16 protein-coding genes are annotated in these 14,030 nt (G+C 33.3%); 14 read left to right on the top strand and 2 right to left on the bottom strand.

The genetic code is table 11. The annotated features are described in order from the left end of the window. Position 1 precedes the first annotated feature (1 nt). The 9 genes from D9R05_RS04070 (at position 2) to D9R05_RS04030 (ending at position 9,825) form a co-directional block, all read left to right on the top strand. On the top strand, positions 2–1,684 hold the full coding sequence (locus D9R05_RS04070; RefSeq protein ID WP_121665960.1) for a BatD family protein: 1,683 nt from the start codon (positions 2–4) through the stop codon (positions 1,682–1,684). After that, entirely contained in the window at positions 1,668–2,678 is a 1,011-nt protein-coding gene (locus tag D9R05_RS04065; RefSeq protein ID WP_121666209.1) for a vWA domain-containing protein, read from the top strand. Before D9R05_RS04070 ends, D9R05_RS04065 begins: the two co-directional genes overlap by 17 nt. Beyond that, positions 2,679–3,728 (top strand): VWA domain-containing protein, encoded by a 1,050-nt coding sequence (locus D9R05_RS04060; RefSeq protein WP_121665959.1) that lies wholly within the window; start codon positions 2,679–2,681, stop codon positions 3,726–3,728. Next, the gene (locus tag D9R05_RS04055; RefSeq protein ID WP_240462918.1) at positions 3,703–4,584 is read left to right on the top strand and encodes a tetratricopeptide repeat protein; all 882 of its coding nucleotides are present in this window, start codon (positions 3,703–3,705) and stop codon (positions 4,582–4,584) included. Before D9R05_RS04060 ends, D9R05_RS04055 begins: the two co-directional genes overlap by 26 nt. Beyond that, positions 4,585–6,354, top strand: a complete 1,770-nt coding sequence (locus tag D9R05_RS04050; protein ID WP_121665958.1) for a BatD family protein — start codon at positions 4,585–4,587, stop codon at positions 6,352–6,354. A gap of 2 nt (positions 6,355–6,356) precedes the next feature. After that, positions 6,357–7,109: a tetratricopeptide repeat protein gene (locus D9R05_RS04045; protein WP_121665957.1), complete on the top strand. Its 753-nt coding sequence runs from the start codon at positions 6,357–6,359 to the stop codon at positions 7,107–7,109. 73 nt (positions 7,110–7,182) lie between these two features. After that, the gene (locus D9R05_RS04040) at positions 7,183–7,488 is read left to right on the top strand and encodes a hypothetical protein (protein ID WP_162984892.1); all 306 of its coding nucleotides are present in this window, start codon (positions 7,183–7,185) and stop codon (positions 7,486–7,488) included. A gap of 99 nt (positions 7,489–7,587) precedes the next feature. Next, on the top strand, positions 7,588–9,168 hold the full coding sequence (locus tag D9R05_RS04035) for a SulP family inorganic anion transporter (protein ID WP_121665955.1): 1,581 nt from the start codon (positions 7,588–7,590) through the stop codon (positions 9,166–9,168). 30 nt (positions 9,169–9,198) lie between these two features. Beyond that, positions 9,199–9,825 (top strand): carbonic anhydrase family protein, encoded by a 627-nt coding sequence (locus D9R05_RS04030; RefSeq protein WP_121665954.1) that lies wholly within the window; start codon positions 9,199–9,201, stop codon positions 9,823–9,825. Positions 9,826–9,873: 48 nt separating this feature from the next. On the opposite strand, the gene D9R05_RS04025 is transcribed toward D9R05_RS04030, so the two are convergent. Further along, the gene (locus D9R05_RS04025) at positions 9,874–10,386 is read right to left on the bottom strand and encodes a CvpA family protein (RefSeq protein ID WP_121665953.1); all 513 of its coding nucleotides are present in this window, start codon (positions 10,384–10,386) and stop codon (positions 9,874–9,876) included. A gap of 49 nt (positions 10,387–10,435) precedes the next feature. Here D9R05_RS04025 and D9R05_RS04020 point away from each other — a divergent pair, with 49 nt between their 5' ends. The 5 genes from D9R05_RS04020 to D9R05_RS04005 are packed head-to-tail and all read left to right on the top strand — an operon-like array spanning position 10,436 to position 13,118. Next, positions 10,436–10,789, top strand: coding sequence for a hypothetical protein (locus D9R05_RS04020; RefSeq protein ID WP_121665952.1), 354 nt, complete (start codon positions 10,436–10,438; stop codon positions 10,787–10,789). A 3-nt stretch (positions 10,790–10,792) separates the two neighbouring features. Beyond that, positions 10,793–11,473 (top strand): hypothetical protein, encoded by a 681-nt coding sequence (locus D9R05_RS04015; protein WP_121665951.1) that lies wholly within the window; start codon positions 10,793–10,795, stop codon positions 11,471–11,473. 52 nt (positions 11,474–11,525) lie between these two features. After that, the gene (gene pheS / locus D9R05_RS04010) at positions 11,526–12,548 is read left to right on the top strand and encodes a phenylalanine--tRNA ligase subunit alpha (protein WP_121665950.1); all 1,023 of its coding nucleotides are present in this window, start codon (positions 11,526–11,528) and stop codon (positions 12,546–12,548) included. Then, positions 12,549–12,719, top strand: coding sequence for a hypothetical protein (locus tag D9R05_RS15445; RefSeq protein WP_162984891.1), 171 nt, complete (start codon positions 12,549–12,551; stop codon positions 12,717–12,719). Positions 12,720–12,722: 3 nt separating this feature from the next. Then, positions 12,723–13,118, top strand: a complete 396-nt coding sequence (locus D9R05_RS04005; protein ID WP_121665949.1) for a hypothetical protein — start codon at positions 12,723–12,725, stop codon at positions 13,116–13,118. Here the strand turns inward: D9R05_RS04005 and D9R05_RS04000 are convergent. After that, complete coding sequence (locus D9R05_RS04000; RefSeq protein ID WP_121665948.1) at positions 13,115–14,011, bottom strand: EamA family transporter; 897 nt, start codon at positions 14,009–14,011, stop codon at positions 13,115–13,117. The genes D9R05_RS04005 and D9R05_RS04000 overlap by 4 nt on opposite strands. Positions 14,012–14,030 lie beyond the last annotated feature (19 nt).

Here is a 14,030-nt window from a genome sequence, read left to right as displayed (position 1 = left end):
TATGAAAAAAAATAGCAAATCATATTTCGCAGAATTTTTTCGGTCTCTCACCGGATTTATGATCCTGCTTTTTTTATTCTTTGTTCAAACTTCAACAAGAGCACAAGAAGTAAGCGCAAAGATAGATAGCACTTCCATAAAGATAGGCGAACAAATTACCTATCAAATAAAAGTTGAAACAGACTCTACCGATCAAGTTATTTTCCCTGAAGGCCAAAGTTTTATTCCGCTAGAAATGGTCACTTCATTAAAAGTAGATACAACAAGTATTGAAAAACGTTTTCAACTTATTAAGGAATATAATTTAACACAATTTGATTCGGGTAATTATACCATTCCGCGACAGCGTATTCTTATTAATAATAGTGCGTTTTTTACTGATTCTTTACAAGTTCAAGTAAAAAATGTTGTAGTAGATACTACTAAGCAAAAGTTATATCCTATAAAACCCTCGCTAGAAATTGAAGAATCTTTTTCTATTCCATCTTGGTTTTGGTGGCTGTTGGGAATTATTATTTTACTAGCTATTCTTACTTGGTTTTTATTGAAACAAAAGAAGAAAAGAGATGAAGCTAAAAAAGAAATTCCGCCTTACGATAAGGCAATGCTTACGCTTAAAAAATTAGATGAAAGCGATGTCTTAGAACGTGGCGATGTAAAATCATACTATTCTGATTTAACTGATGCAGTCCGGCGTTATTTGGATGAAAAGATTGATGATCGCGCATTAGAAAGCACAACTAATGAATTAATCGCTATTTTAAAAGACCTAAAAAACAGCAATAAGTTATATTTAAAAGAAAGTGTAATTGCCAGTTTAGAAGCAATTTTAAAACGTGCAGATTTAGCAAAATTTGCCGGCATAAAACCCGACAGACTAACCGCTAAAGAAGACAGAAAAACAATTGGCGATGATATTGAAGCATTTAAAACCGCTATTCCTGAGCCAAGCGAAGAAGAATTGCTAAAAGATAAAGCTTATCAAGAAAAAATTATTCAACAAAAAAGGAAAAGAAAAATCTGGGCTATTAGCATCGCGAGTGCGCTAATTGTACTAGTTGGATTAGGAGCTTTTATAGGAATTAAAGGTTTAGATTATGCTAAAAATTTAGTCATTCAAAATTCTGCTAAGGAATTATTAGAAGGGGATTGGGTGCAAAGTGAATACGGATATCCCGCAGTTTCTATAATAACACCTGAAGTTTTAGTTAGAGAAAATCCAGATTCTATAACTATTTTACCAACTGCAACTACAGAAAAGCAAGCAAAATTAATAAAAGAAAACTTTGCTTATGGTCAATTAGAAGGCGAACTTTATGTGCGAGTTTTTACCATGAGTTTTGGACGCTCTCCTGCAGAAAACAGTTTTGGAGAAAACCCGGGAGAAAACGGAGCCAAACAATTAGAAGAGATTGGCGCTAAGAATATTTTGTTTAAACAAGAGAAATTTGTTGCGGCAGATGGTGTGGAAGGCTTAAAGGTACACGGTAGCTTTTCAATAAAAAACCCAATTACGGGACAACAAGAAAAGAAAAATTATGTGAGCCTTTATTTTGGTGCCGCCAACGGAAATGAAAATGTTTTTGTTTCTTATGCAGACGACAATGAAGATTTAGAAGAAATAAGTAACCGAATTATAAATTCTGTTGAATTTAATAGTAATAAAAATGCTGGATTGGAATAACGTAACTTTTGAAAATCCGCAATGGTTTTGGCTTTTTTTAGTAATGCCGCTGCTTGGGCTATGGTATTTCTGGAAAAGACATCTACAAAGCCCAGAAGTGAAAATTTCTAGCTTAAAAGGCTTTAAGGTAAAACAAGGTTTGTTGCCAAAATTAAAACCTTTTTTGTTTGTATTGCGCTTATTGGTTTTAGCTTTATTAATAACAGCAATGGCTAGACCTAGAACAGTAGATGTTTCTACAAAGACCAACAAAACACAAGGAATAGATATTGTTATGGCAATAGATGTTTCGGCAAGTATGTTGGCAAAAGATTTAGAACCAAACCGTTTGGATGCTTTAAAAAATGTGGCTTCAGAATTTATAGAAGGTCGTCCAAACGATCGTTTTGGCTTGGTTTTATTTTCAGGAGAAAGTTATACCAAAACGCCTATTACTAGTGATAAATCTATTATTTTAAATGCCTTAGACGATGTTCAGTTTAACAATATTATGGAAAGTGGAACTGCAATTGGCATGGGTTTAGCTACTTCTGTAAATCGGTTAAAAGATAGTAAGGCAAAAAGTAAAGTTATTATTTTGCTAACAGATGGCGTAAATAATGCCGGTTTTATAGATCCACAAATCGCTACAGATTTAGCAATAGAATATGACATAAAAGCTTACACTATTGGCCTAGGAACAAACGGAATGGCATTGAGTCCGGTAGCTTTATCGCGTTCTGGAGGTTTTCGGTACGGTAGAATTCAAGTAGAAATTGATGAAGATTTATTAAAAGATATTGCTAAAAAAACTGACGGAAAATATTTTAGAGCAACAGACAACAGTAAATTAGAACAGATTTACGAAGAAATAAACAAATTAGAAAAAACAGAAATAGAAGAATTTAAATATTATAACTACCAAGAAAAATTTAGACCCTTAGCTATTTTAGCCGGTTTACTACTTTTAATAGAAATAGCTTTGCGTTACACAATTTTTAGAAGTTTTGTATAAATGCTAGTACTTGAAGAAAAAATATATTTTTGGCTTTTGCTTGTTATTCCAATACTGGTATTGCTGTTTTTGGCCATGTTGTTATGGAAAAAAAAGGCACAACAAAAATTTGCCGAAAAAGAATTACTTGATAAACTGAGTCCTAATAAATCGGTATTCAAATCTTGGGTAAAATTAATTCTATTACTGCTGGCTTTCACTTGCTTTGTCTTGGCATTAGTAAACCCAAAAATCGGTTCCAAAATGGAAACCGTAAAACGCTCTGGAGTAGATATTGTTTTTGCCATGGACGTTTCTAAAAGTATGTTAGCCGAAGATATTGCACCCAATAGATTAGATAAATCTAAGCAGCTGGTTACGCAAATCATCAATAATTTAACAAGCGATAGAATTGGGATTATAGCCTATGCAGGTAGCGCTTTTCCACAGTTGCCAATTACTACAGATTACGGTTCTGCCAAGTTGTTTTTGCAAAGTATGAATACCGATATGGTTTCAAGTCAAGGAACGGCGATAAATGAAGCAATTGAGTTAGCAAAAACCTATTATAATGATGAAGCACAAACAAATCGTGTTTTATTTTTAATTAGTGATGGTGAAGATCACGGCGGAAACCTTGAAGCTATTGCTGAAGAAGCAGCAGAAAATGGCATTAAAATTTTTGCCATTGGTGTTGGTTCTGCAAAAGGAGGTCCAATTCCTATAAAAAGAAATGGAGTAACACAGCAATACAAAAAAGACAATCAAGGTGAAACTGTTATTACAAAACTGAACAAGGAAACTTTACAACAAATTGCCGAGGAAACCGATGGCGAATATATTGATGGAAGCAATACCAATAAAGTTATAAAACGTGTTGAAGAAGTTTTACAAAATATTGAAAAGTCAGAATTTGAAACGAAGAAATTTGCAGATTATAAAGATCAGTTTCAATGGTTTTTAGGTTTTGGCATACTTTTTATAGTGATAGATGTGTTCTTATTAGAGCGAAAAACCTCTTGGGTAAAACGCTTAAATTTATTCAATGAAAAGAAAAATGATGACGAATAAAAAAAATACGACACTTTTTTTTCGGGTAGTTTTTTTGTTGATGCTTTTTTTATCATTCAACTTAAAAGCTCAGGAAGAAAACAATAAAGAAGCAAAGCAGTTTATGGCAGAGGCTAAAAAAGCTTTGTCAGAAAACAATTTCCCTTTAGCAGAAGCAAAATATAGAGAAGCAATTTCTAAAGACAATAAAAATGCTGAAGCGCGCTACAATTTAGGAAATTTGTACTACAATAAAGATAAATCTCAAAACGCAGCGCAACGTTTGCAACAAAGTTCTGTCCTTACTACAAGCAAGGACCTTAAACATAATGCATACCATAATCAAGGTAATGCTTTTATGAAAGAAAAAAATTATGCTGCGGCAGTAGAAGCTTACAAAAACGCGTTGAGGAATAACCCTACAGATGATGAAACGCGCTACAATCTTGCCTTAGCAAAAGAAAAGCTAAAAAAAGAGCAGCAACAAAATAAAGATAATAAAGACAAAAATAAGGATAAGAAAAGCGAAGATAAAAAAGAGAACGAAAAGCAAGATCAAAAAGAAGGAGGCGAAGATCAACAAAACAATAAGGAGAATAAAGAAGACCAGAAACAAGATCAGGATCAGAAAAAAGGTGATAAAGAAAAGGAGAAAGGCGATCAGCAAAAACAAGAACAGCAACAGCCTAAACAAGAAAAAGGTGATGAAAATAATGCTGAAAAAAATCAGCAACAACAGCCTGCTCAAGGTCAGCTTTCTCCACAGCAAATTAATAATCTCTTAGAGGCGATGGAAAACCAAGAGAAAAAAATTCAGGATAAAATAAACGCCAAAAAAGAAAAAGGACAAAAAAGAAAGACTGAAAAAGATTGGTAAATGAAAAGTAAAATCATCTTATTTTTAATCGGTTTTTTTATCTGCGGATTTGCCTTTAGTCAAGTGCAGTTTGAAGCCGAAGTTAGCCGGGAAAAACTGGGCATTAATGAGCGTCTTCGGGTAGATTTTACAATGAATGAAGATGGCGACAATTTTAATCCGCCAGATTTTACTAATTTCCGTGTTGTTGGCGGGCCAAACCAATCAATCAGTTATAGTTATTTAAACGGAAAACGCACGTATCAAAAAAAATACAGCTATTATTTACAGCCAACAAAGCGAGGAAAATTTAAAATTGGACAAGCCGAGATTCAAATAGATGGTGAGGTTTATAAAACTACACCAGTTACGGTTGAAGTTACTACAGCTGTAGATAAACCAACAGACGGAAATAATTCTGAGTTAATTGCGTCAGATAATATTCATTTAGTTGCTGAAATTTCTAAAGCCAATCCTTATCTAAATGAAGGAATTTCGCTTCAATATAAATTATATGTAAGTCCGCGTGTAGATGTCAGCGATTGGCGGCCAATAGATAGTCCAAAATACACAGACTTTTGGAGTCAAAATATAGATATTGGTCGCTTGCAAGTAAAAAACGGAACCTATAAAGGAGAAGAATATCGCTATGTGGTTCTACAACAGACGGTTTTATATCCGCAGAAAACAGGAGAATTAACTATTGAACCGCTTACGCTGAATGTTTCAGTACAAGTGCCTTCAGATAGAAGAGATATTTTTGGTAGAAGAATTTCAGAAACTATCCAGAAAACCATTGCAGCAGACCGAAAAGTAATACAGGTAAAACCTTTACCAACTGAAGGGAAACCAGCAAGTTTTACAGGAGCTGTAGGAAGTTTTAATTTTTCAGTAAGCACTACAAAAAGCAGTTTAAACGCCACAGAATCTTTACAAGCCAAAGTGCGTGTTTCGGGAAATGGAAATTTAAAACTTTTTCAACTTCCAAAATTAACCACTCCGGCATCTTTAGAAGTTTATGAGCCAGAACATCAGGAGGATGTAAAGACAAATTTGAATGGGATGTATGGAGGTATAACTGATAATTATACAATTGTTCCGCAGTTGAAAGGTAAATATCCTATTGCACCGATTTCTTTTTCTTATTTTGATGTTCGAACAGAAAGCTATAAAACCATAACTTCTGAAGAGTTAATGGTAAATGTAGAAAATGGGCCAACGCAATTAACCAATGGAGAATCTACAACCACTACAGCCGGAACGCAGAAACAGGTGGTGCCGACAGAGAAAAAACAATTTAGGTATTTAAAGTTGACGCCGAACCTAAAGGAAAAAGGCAGACATGGGTTTTTTAAGAGCACACTTTTTTGGATATTGTTAATAGTTCCTTTTTTAGCAATTCCGTTAGCTATAATTTTCGGAAAAAAACGTGAGGCATACAAAAACGATGTACAAGGAAAACGATTGAGAAAAGCCGATAGATTGGCTAAAAAATACCTTTCTGAAGCCAAGAAAAACTTAGGAAATCAGCAAGCTTTTTACGATTCTCTAGAGCGAGCTTTACATAATTACTTAAGAGCAAAACTCTCTATACAAACAGGAGAGATGAGCAAAGAGAAAATAAAAAACTTGCTGACAGAAAAAGGAGTAACTCAAGAGGATACTGCAAAATTCATCAGTTTATTAGAAAGTTGTGAATATGCAAGATATACCCCGGCTTCAAAAACAAGTATGGAGCAAGATTATGAAAAGGCAGTTGAGGTAATTGCAGGATTAGATAAGCAAATTTAAGGATGAAAAATATAGTTTACATAGCCGCATTATTTTTCGTAACAAGTATTTTCGCACAAGAGCCTGAAGCTTTATTTGAAAATGCTACCCAAGCTTATAATGATGGAAATTACGAAAAAGCAATCGAGAATTATGAGCAAATTTTAAGTCAAGATAAAATATCTACTGCCTTGTATTTTAATTTAGCAAATGCGCATTACAAATTGAATCACGTAGCGCCAAGCATTTACTATTACGAAAAGGCCTTGCAGTTAAACCCGAATGACGAGGACATAAAAAATAACCTGTCTTTTGCTGAAAACATGAAAATTGATGCCATAGAAGAAGTGCCAAAAACCGGTCTGGCAAAAATGATTAATAATCTAATTTCAACCTATAATTTTAATTGTTGGGCTTGGCTAACAATCATTTTTTCAATCGGATTTATAGCATTGTTTTTGGTCTATTACTTTTCAGTTCAAACTAGAAAAAAGCGTTTGTTCTTTAGTTTAAGTTTGGTAAGTATTATTCTTTGTATTCTTAGTTTTATTTTTGCCTTTCAACAATACAACCTTCAACAAAACAATCAATTTGCAATTATTTTCACGGAAGAAATTGCTGTACAAACCGAACCAAATAATAGAGCAGAAAAATCATTTTTGTTACACGAGGGAACAAAAGTTGCTGTTCTCGAAGATTTTAGTGGTTTTGTAAAAATTGAGTTGAGCGATGGCACGCAAGGCTGGGTAAAAGAAGAGGCTTTAAAGAAACTCTAATATCTTATTTAGTAATCTGCTGATAGGAAAATTGCCGCTTTTTTTCTATCTTGGCTTTCTTAAAGCAATTGATTTGAAAACATTAGCGGTAATATTTATTCTTCTTTTTGCTGCTTTTTTAATCACGCCCACTGCGGTTACATTAATTAAGCATAATGCTGATGTTTCTTATGTATTCAACTTTTCTGAAGAGGAAGAACATACTTCTGGCTCTAGCGATGAAAATAACGTAAAGGAAAATCAGTGGAAATTATTTTCAGAAGGTGAACCAAATTTTGTTTTTACTGTTTTAAATAAAAAAGCTTTTCAGATACATTACAAGCGTAGTACTGAAATTATTTATTTTGAGCTGCTTTCTCCGCCTCCAGAAATGGCATAGAACTTTTTCCAAATTTAATTTGTACACTTAGTCAAGGTGTAAAAGCAAATTAGAAATGTTTTAAAATTTGACGTTCATTTAATTATTAAAAAAGTTTCTATGTTTAAACATTTAAATAAAGATATACCCGCTAGTATAGTGGTGTTTTTTGTCGCACTTCCTTTATGTTTAGGAATAGCCCTAGCAAGTGGCGCTCCGTTGTTTTCTGGATTAATAGCCGGTATTGTAGGGGGTATTGTAGTTGGTGCAATTAGCGGTTCTTCGTTAGGAGTAAGTGGACCTGCAGCAGGACTTGCTGTAATAGTATTAGGAGCCATTGCAACATTAGGTTTCGAGAATTTTCTAGTAGCCGTAGTAATTGGTGGCGCATTACAAATATTGTTAGGGGTTTTAAAAGCCGGAGTTATTGGCTATTATTTTCCTTCTTCGGTAATCAAAGGAATGCTTGCCGGTATTGGGATTATCATTTTTCTAAAGCAGATCCCACACGCTTTTGGGTACGATAAAGTTGCTCATGGAGAATTAAGTTTTAGTCAATCTGATGGTGAAAACACATTTACAGAACTTGTAAATATGTTAGATTATATTTCCCTTGGAGCTGTAATGGTTACGGTAATTTCATTAGCTATTTTGCTTTTGTGGGAAAAAGTATTAAGCAAAAAACACAAAATATTTACAATTATACCAGGACCCTTAGTGGCAGTTGTTGCCGGGGTTGCTTATTATATTGCAATGAACGGAACCGGAGAGTTTGCAATTTCTCCAGACCATTTGGTTCAAGTTCCAGTACCAGAAAGTGCAGCAGACTTTTTTGGTCAATTTACTTTTCCTAATTTTAGCGCCATTACTAATCCTCAAGTTTGGATAACCGGTGTAACTATTGCCATAGTAGCTAGTTTAGAAACATTATTATGTGTAGAAGCTACTGATAAGTTAGATCCACAAAAAAGAATAACACCAACCAATAGAGAACTTTTTGCGCAAGGAACAGGAAATATTGTTTCAGGATTTATTGGAGGTTTACCAATTACACAAGTTATTGTAAGAAGTTCAGCAAATATTCAATCTGGCGGAAAAACAAAAGCTTCAGCAATAATTCACGGCTTCTTTTTACTTATTTCGGTAATCACAATTCCGTTTCTTTTAAATAAAATACCCTTAGCGGTTTTAGCTGCTATTTTATTTATTGTAGGGTATAAATTAGCAAAACCATCTTTATTCAAACAAATGTTTAACCTAGGTTATAAACAGTTTTTACCCTTTATTGTAACAATAGTAGGTATTGTATTTACTGATTTATTAATAGGGATTGGCCTTGGTTTAGCGGTAGGAATTGTTGTGATTTTATTGAATAGTTATAGAAACTCACATTTTTTACATAAAGAAGGGTACGATGTGAACGATAATAAGTTTAAAATGACTTTAGCTGAAGAGGTGTCTTTTTTAAATAAGGGAGCAATTTCACGAGAACTTCATAACTTGCCAGACGATGCTTTTTTAGAATTAGATGTTCGTAAAACACGAAGTTTAGATTATGACGTTATTGAGATTTTAGATGAATTTTCAATCCAAGCCAAAGAAAGAAATATAACCATCAAAATTATCTCTGAACGTGGAGTAGAAGAAAATCCAGATAGTTATAAAAAGTTTTTTGAAAAAGATAAAAAGCAAACCGCATAAATTTTAATTTTAACAAAAGAATTATAGGTTATGAAAATAGATAAAATCATTACCAAAAAAGAACAAGAAGTAATGACACCTGATCAAGTTTTAAATGACTTGTTAGAAGGGAATAAACGTTTTATTGAAGAAAAATTAAACGATAAAAATAATAAAACTTTAGTGGAAAGCGCAACCGCAGGTCAACACCCAAAAGCAGTTGTGTTGTCTTGTGTAGATAGCCGCGTACCGGTAGAAACAGTTCTAGATCAAGCTATTGGTGATATTTTTGTTTCTCGTGTAGCAGGAAATTTTGAAAACACCGATATTCTTGGAAGTATGGAATACGCTTGCAAAGTTGCCGGAAGCAAATTAGTTTTTGTCCTTGGCCATGAAAGTTGCGGAGCGGTAAGTGCAGCTTGTGATGGAGTTGAGCTAGGCAATATAACTTCGATGCTAGAAAATATAAAACCTGCTGTAAAGGCCGTTGAGGTTAATGGAGAAAAAACTTCTAAAAACCCTGATTTTGTTCAGGCTGTGGTAGAAAAAAATGTAAAACTCACCATAGATAGAATTCGAGAAAAAAGTTCGATTCTCAAGGAAATGGAAAACAATGGAGAAATAAAAATTGTTGGCGGCGTATACTCGTTAAAAACAGGCAAGATAAAAATGTTATAACATTCATTATTTTTGAATAAAAAAGCTATCTATTGTAGGTAGCTTTTTTTATTCAATAGAAAATCGATTCTGTTCCTCAAACTCTTCTAATACTGGAGGCAAAACCATTGGAGCTAAAGTTTCTACAGGTTTATATAATACAGAATTCTCAACTTTTTCATCCTCAAGAAAACTAATGTTTTTATTGAAGCCATTTAAAAGCATCAACAAAACACTTATAATAAAAGCGTATTTTAATGTTCCAAAAACACCCCCTAAAATTCTATTTACAATTCCTAAAGCAATTAATCCTGCAAGTTTTGTGAGTAATTTTCCGAGTATTAAAATTAGAATTACGATCAGTAAAAAGGTTAAAGCAAAAGCTGCAAGTTTAATATATTCTTGATCCCAAGAAACATAGTCGTTTAGATAATCTAAAGCAAAATGCGAAAAATTTATGGCGCCATAAATTCCCAAAACCAAGGCTACAAGCGAAGCTAACTCTACAATAAACCCTTTCATAAAACCTCTAACCAGGCCAAAAAGCAGAATTATCCCAATAATTATATCAATTATATTCATAAGCCAAATATAATTAAATTAGAAAAAGAAGTTACTTATCTTTGCGGCTATGGCAAGAGATGAAGAATTAAAGAAAAACTGGGAAGAAGTTCAACAAAAACTTTCAGATCAGTTTGCAGACGGAGAAATTTTAGATTTAGATGGTATCATTTATTTAATTGGCGTACAAGAATTAGGTCAATTACATAGAAGATTTAAAAAAGATCATAAAATAGATTTAATGCACATAGCAATTTGTAGATTGCTGGAGCCTTACGGTTATTATGATTTTGATTACATTGATGAAGACGGTTGGCCCCATTATAAAATTGTAGAACAATTACCTGCTTTAAAAGCTGGTGAACAGGCTATTATGATGAAAGAAGCCATCGTTCAATATTTTCAAGAAAAAGAATATATTTAATCGATGAAGGGATTTTCTTTACTATTAACTTTTCCGAATGATAGCGGACCAATTTACAAAGAAACCCTTGCCGGAAGATTTCCTGTAGAGCCTTTTAATACGTGTAGCAACCTATTATTTTTGGTCATAATTATATACTTTTCTTATCATGTCTATAGGAATTATAAGCAACATTTATTTTTAGCTTTTGCAATTCCAATATTGTTTATTGGTTTTATTGGCGGAAGTATTTATCACGCTACCCGAAGTCATGAAATATGGTTGCTGATGGATTGGATACCAATTATGGTACTGTGTTTGGCAGTTTCAATTTATTTCACATTTAAAGACGGTAATAATTGGCTTCAAAAAATAGGACTTTTACTATTGGTATTTTTACTTCTGTTCGGTGTAAGGTTAATCGATTGGCCGACAAAATTCAAAATTTCTATCGGTTATATCGGGACGGCTTTAGCTTTACTGCTTCCGGTGGCGATTTACCTTATTAAAACTAGCTTTAAAAACGGAAGTCAAATTCTCTACGCGGTTGGCTCTTTTAGTCTCGCAATACTCTTTAGAATCTTAGACAAACGACTAGATTTATTTGAAATGGGTACGCATTGGCTTTGGCATAGTTTCGGAGCTGTTGCTGTTTTCTTTTTAATGAATTATATTTTTAAAGATAAAAAAGAAGCTGCTGTATAAAGTTTTTTAAGCGTTTAAATTTATTAACTTTGCCTTTTAATAGAAGCGAATCATGATCGAAAAGATTAAGAATTATATAGTTGATGTAGAAAGCTTTACAGCTGATTCTTTAGAGGAGATAGAAAAGTTCAGAATTAAATTTCTTGGAAAAAAAGGAGTTTTAAATGAATTTTTTGCTGAATTTAAAAATGTACCGAACGAAGAGAAAAAAGAATTTGGGCAAAGCATTAATCAATTAAAAACAGCAGCGCAACAAAAAGTAGATCAGCTAAAAGCTGAGCTAGAAAGTAAACAAGAAGAAAAAGGAGTTTATGGAGATCTTTCAAGGCCAGGCGAGCCTATTGAGATCGGTTCGCGTCACCCTATTTCTATAGTGAAAAATCAGATCACAGAAATCTTTTCAAATATAGGCTTTAATGTTTCTGAAGGACCAGAAATGGAAGATGACTGGCATAATTTTACCGCTTTAAATCTTCCGGAATACCATCCGGCTAGAGATATGCAGGATACGTTTTTTATTCAAACCGATCCTGAAGAAATTCTTTTACGAACGCACACTTCTAGTGTGCAAGTTCGTTATATGGAAGAAAACAAGCCGCCTATTAGAACAATTTCTCCGGGTCGTGTTTTCAGAAACGAAGCCATTTCAGCACGTTCGCACTGTATTTTTCATCAGGTAGAAGGTTTGTATATTGATAAAGGAGTATCTTTTGCAGATTTAAAGCAAACCTTACTTTATTTTACCAAACAGTTATTTGGGAAATCTAAAATTCGTTTACGTCCGTCTTATTTCCCGTTTACAGAACCAAGTGCTGAGGTTGATATTTATTGGGGTTTAGAAACCGAAACCGATTATAGAATTACTAAAGGCACCGGTTGGTTAGAAATTATGGGCTGCGGAATGGTAGATCCTAATGTATTGAAAAATTGTAATATAGATCCGAATGAATATTCTGGTTTTGCCTTTGGAATGGGAATAGAGCGTATTGCAATGCTGCTATATCAAATAAGTGATATAAGAATGTTTTACGAAAATGATGTTCGTTTTTTAGAGCAATTTAAATCTGTATTATAGATGAAAAAATTTGGCTTTTTTGTATTAGCAATTATTGTATTTGGCGTAATTATTTATGTAACCTTTATCATCGCTTTATTAAAAATTACGATCGGATTAATTTTATTAGCGGTTGCCGCAATAATTTTATCGATAATTTATTTTAAAATTAAACATCGCTTAAACGATTAATTCTTGAAAAAAGATATTGAAATACCAGAGGTAAAAGGCGTTTATTTAGCGGCAGTACGCGAGTGGAATAAAGATTTTAGAACGCACGATTGGAATGTTTATATTTTAAATGAAAATAACTTTCCTATAGAAACGGTTTTAATTGTTTCTTCCGGTTCCGATAAGAAGGATATTACCTCTACAATGCGGCATAGTTTAAAAATTTTACCGGCTAAGTCTTTTGCGAAAGTAGAATTACTTCAACCGGAAATTTTAAAGTTGAACAATGAGTTTTCGGTTTCTTATTTTGCTGAAAATACGATGTTTCACAAGAAGTTTTTATTCAAAAAAAATACGATAAAAGAATCGGCTCAAGGAGAAATTCCGTTGATGAAAGAAGAAGGAATTTTAGCAGACTAAGCTTTTTTTACTTTCCGCAGATTCATAACTACAATGGCAAAAAGAATTAATATAATTCCTGCCCATTGCCAAAAGAAAACACGTTCATCCAATATAAAATAAGCCATTAAAACAGCAACAGGAAGTTCTAAAGCTGTTATAATTACACCTAAACCCACATTAATTTTTGGCATTCCTGAAGTCAATAAAATTGGAGGTAAAACAGCACCTAATACAGCCAAGATAAGTCCCCATTTTAAAAATATTTCAGCATTAAAATTTTGAAGAAGTTGTGGAGCTGTAAATAGTATCACAACTAATAAACCGCCTAATGTCATCCACTTGCTTCTGGAAAGAGACCTTAGGTTTAGTGCAACACTATTGGAGGTGTAAATAGTTACTGTATATGAAGCGGCTGCTAGCAAGCCAAGCAAAACACCTTTAAGGTCGAGTGTGATTTCTTCAAAGAAAATATTAGTGGCTAAAAGTGTACCGCATAAAATGATAATAACAGCTGTTAGTTTTAAAAAATTCGGGAAGGTTTTAGAAATAACGGCATCTGCCACAACGCCCATCCAAACACTTTGCATAAGCAGTACAATGCCAATTGAAACACTAATATATTGTACCGATAAATAATAAAATATGCTGGTTAAACCAAGAGAAGTTCCGGCTAAAACTAATTGAATAATATTTTTTCGAGTCGGTTTTACTTTTCTTTTTGCAGAAGAACTCCTTTTTAAGACGAAATCTAACACAACTAATCCTAAGTAGCCTAATAATAATTGTGCAAAAGTAACTTCATACGGCGTTAAATTTTCTTGATAAGCTAGTTTTACAAACGTGGTTAAAACTCCGTAACAAGAAGCGCCAAGTGCGACTAATATTCCTCCTTTTAAAGCTGAGTTTTTCAAAAAATTAAAATATAAAGAT

Source organism: Mesonia aquimarina (assembly GCF_003667275.1).
Classification (GTDB): Bacteria; Bacteroidota; Bacteroidia; order Flavobacteriales; family Flavobacteriaceae; genus Mesonia; species Mesonia aquimarina.
Note: the sequence above shows the minus strand (reverse complement) of the source record. Positions and strands in the feature narration are given on the sequence as shown.

What these genes read in the sequence shown, in the direction of transcription:
- D9R05_RS04035 (WP_121665955.1), top strand. Translation starts at nt 7,588, where the DNA reads ATGTTTAAACATTTAAATAAAGATATACCCGCTAGTATAGTGGTGTTT.
- D9R05_RS04030 (WP_121665954.1), top strand. Translation starts at nt 9,199, where the DNA reads ATGAAAATAGATAAAATCATTACCAAAAAAGAACAAGAAGTAATGACA.
- D9R05_RS04050 (WP_121665958.1), top strand. Translation starts at nt 4,585, where the DNA reads ATGAAAAGTAAAATCATCTTATTTTTAATCGGTTTTTTTATCTGCGGA.
- D9R05_RS04025 (WP_121665953.1), bottom strand. Translation starts at nt 10,386, where the DNA reads ATGAATATAATTGATATAATTATTGGGATAATTCTGCTTTTTGGCCTG.
- D9R05_RS04060 (WP_121665959.1), top strand. Translation starts at nt 2,679, where the DNA reads ATGCTAGTACTTGAAGAAAAAATATATTTTTGGCTTTTGCTTGTTATT.
- D9R05_RS04020 (WP_121665952.1), top strand. Translation starts at nt 10,436, where the DNA reads ATGGCAAGAGATGAAGAATTAAAGAAAAACTGGGAAGAAGTTCAACAA.
- D9R05_RS04065 (WP_121666209.1), top strand. Translation starts at nt 1,668, where the DNA reads ATGCTGGATTGGAATAACGTAACTTTTGAAAATCCGCAATGGTTTTGG.
- D9R05_RS04015 (WP_121665951.1), top strand. Translation starts at nt 10,793, where the DNA reads ATGAAGGGATTTTCTTTACTATTAACTTTTCCGAATGATAGCGGACCA.
- pheS (WP_121665950.1), top strand. Translation starts at nt 11,526, where the DNA reads ATGATCGAAAAGATTAAGAATTATATAGTTGATGTAGAAAGCTTTACA.
- D9R05_RS04045 (WP_121665957.1), top strand. Translation starts at nt 6,357, where the DNA reads ATGAAAAATATAGTTTACATAGCCGCATTATTTTTCGTAACAAGTATT.
- D9R05_RS04055 (WP_240462918.1), top strand. Translation starts at nt 3,703, where the DNA reads ATGAAAAGAAAAATGATGACGAATAAAAAAAATACGACACTTTTTTTT.
- D9R05_RS15445 (WP_162984891.1), top strand. Translation starts at nt 12,549, where the DNA reads ATGAAAAAATTTGGCTTTTTTGTATTAGCAATTATTGTATTTGGCGTA.
- D9R05_RS04070 (WP_121665960.1), top strand. Translation starts at nt 2, where the DNA reads ATGAAAAAAAATAGCAAATCATATTTCGCAGAATTTTTTCGGTCTCTC.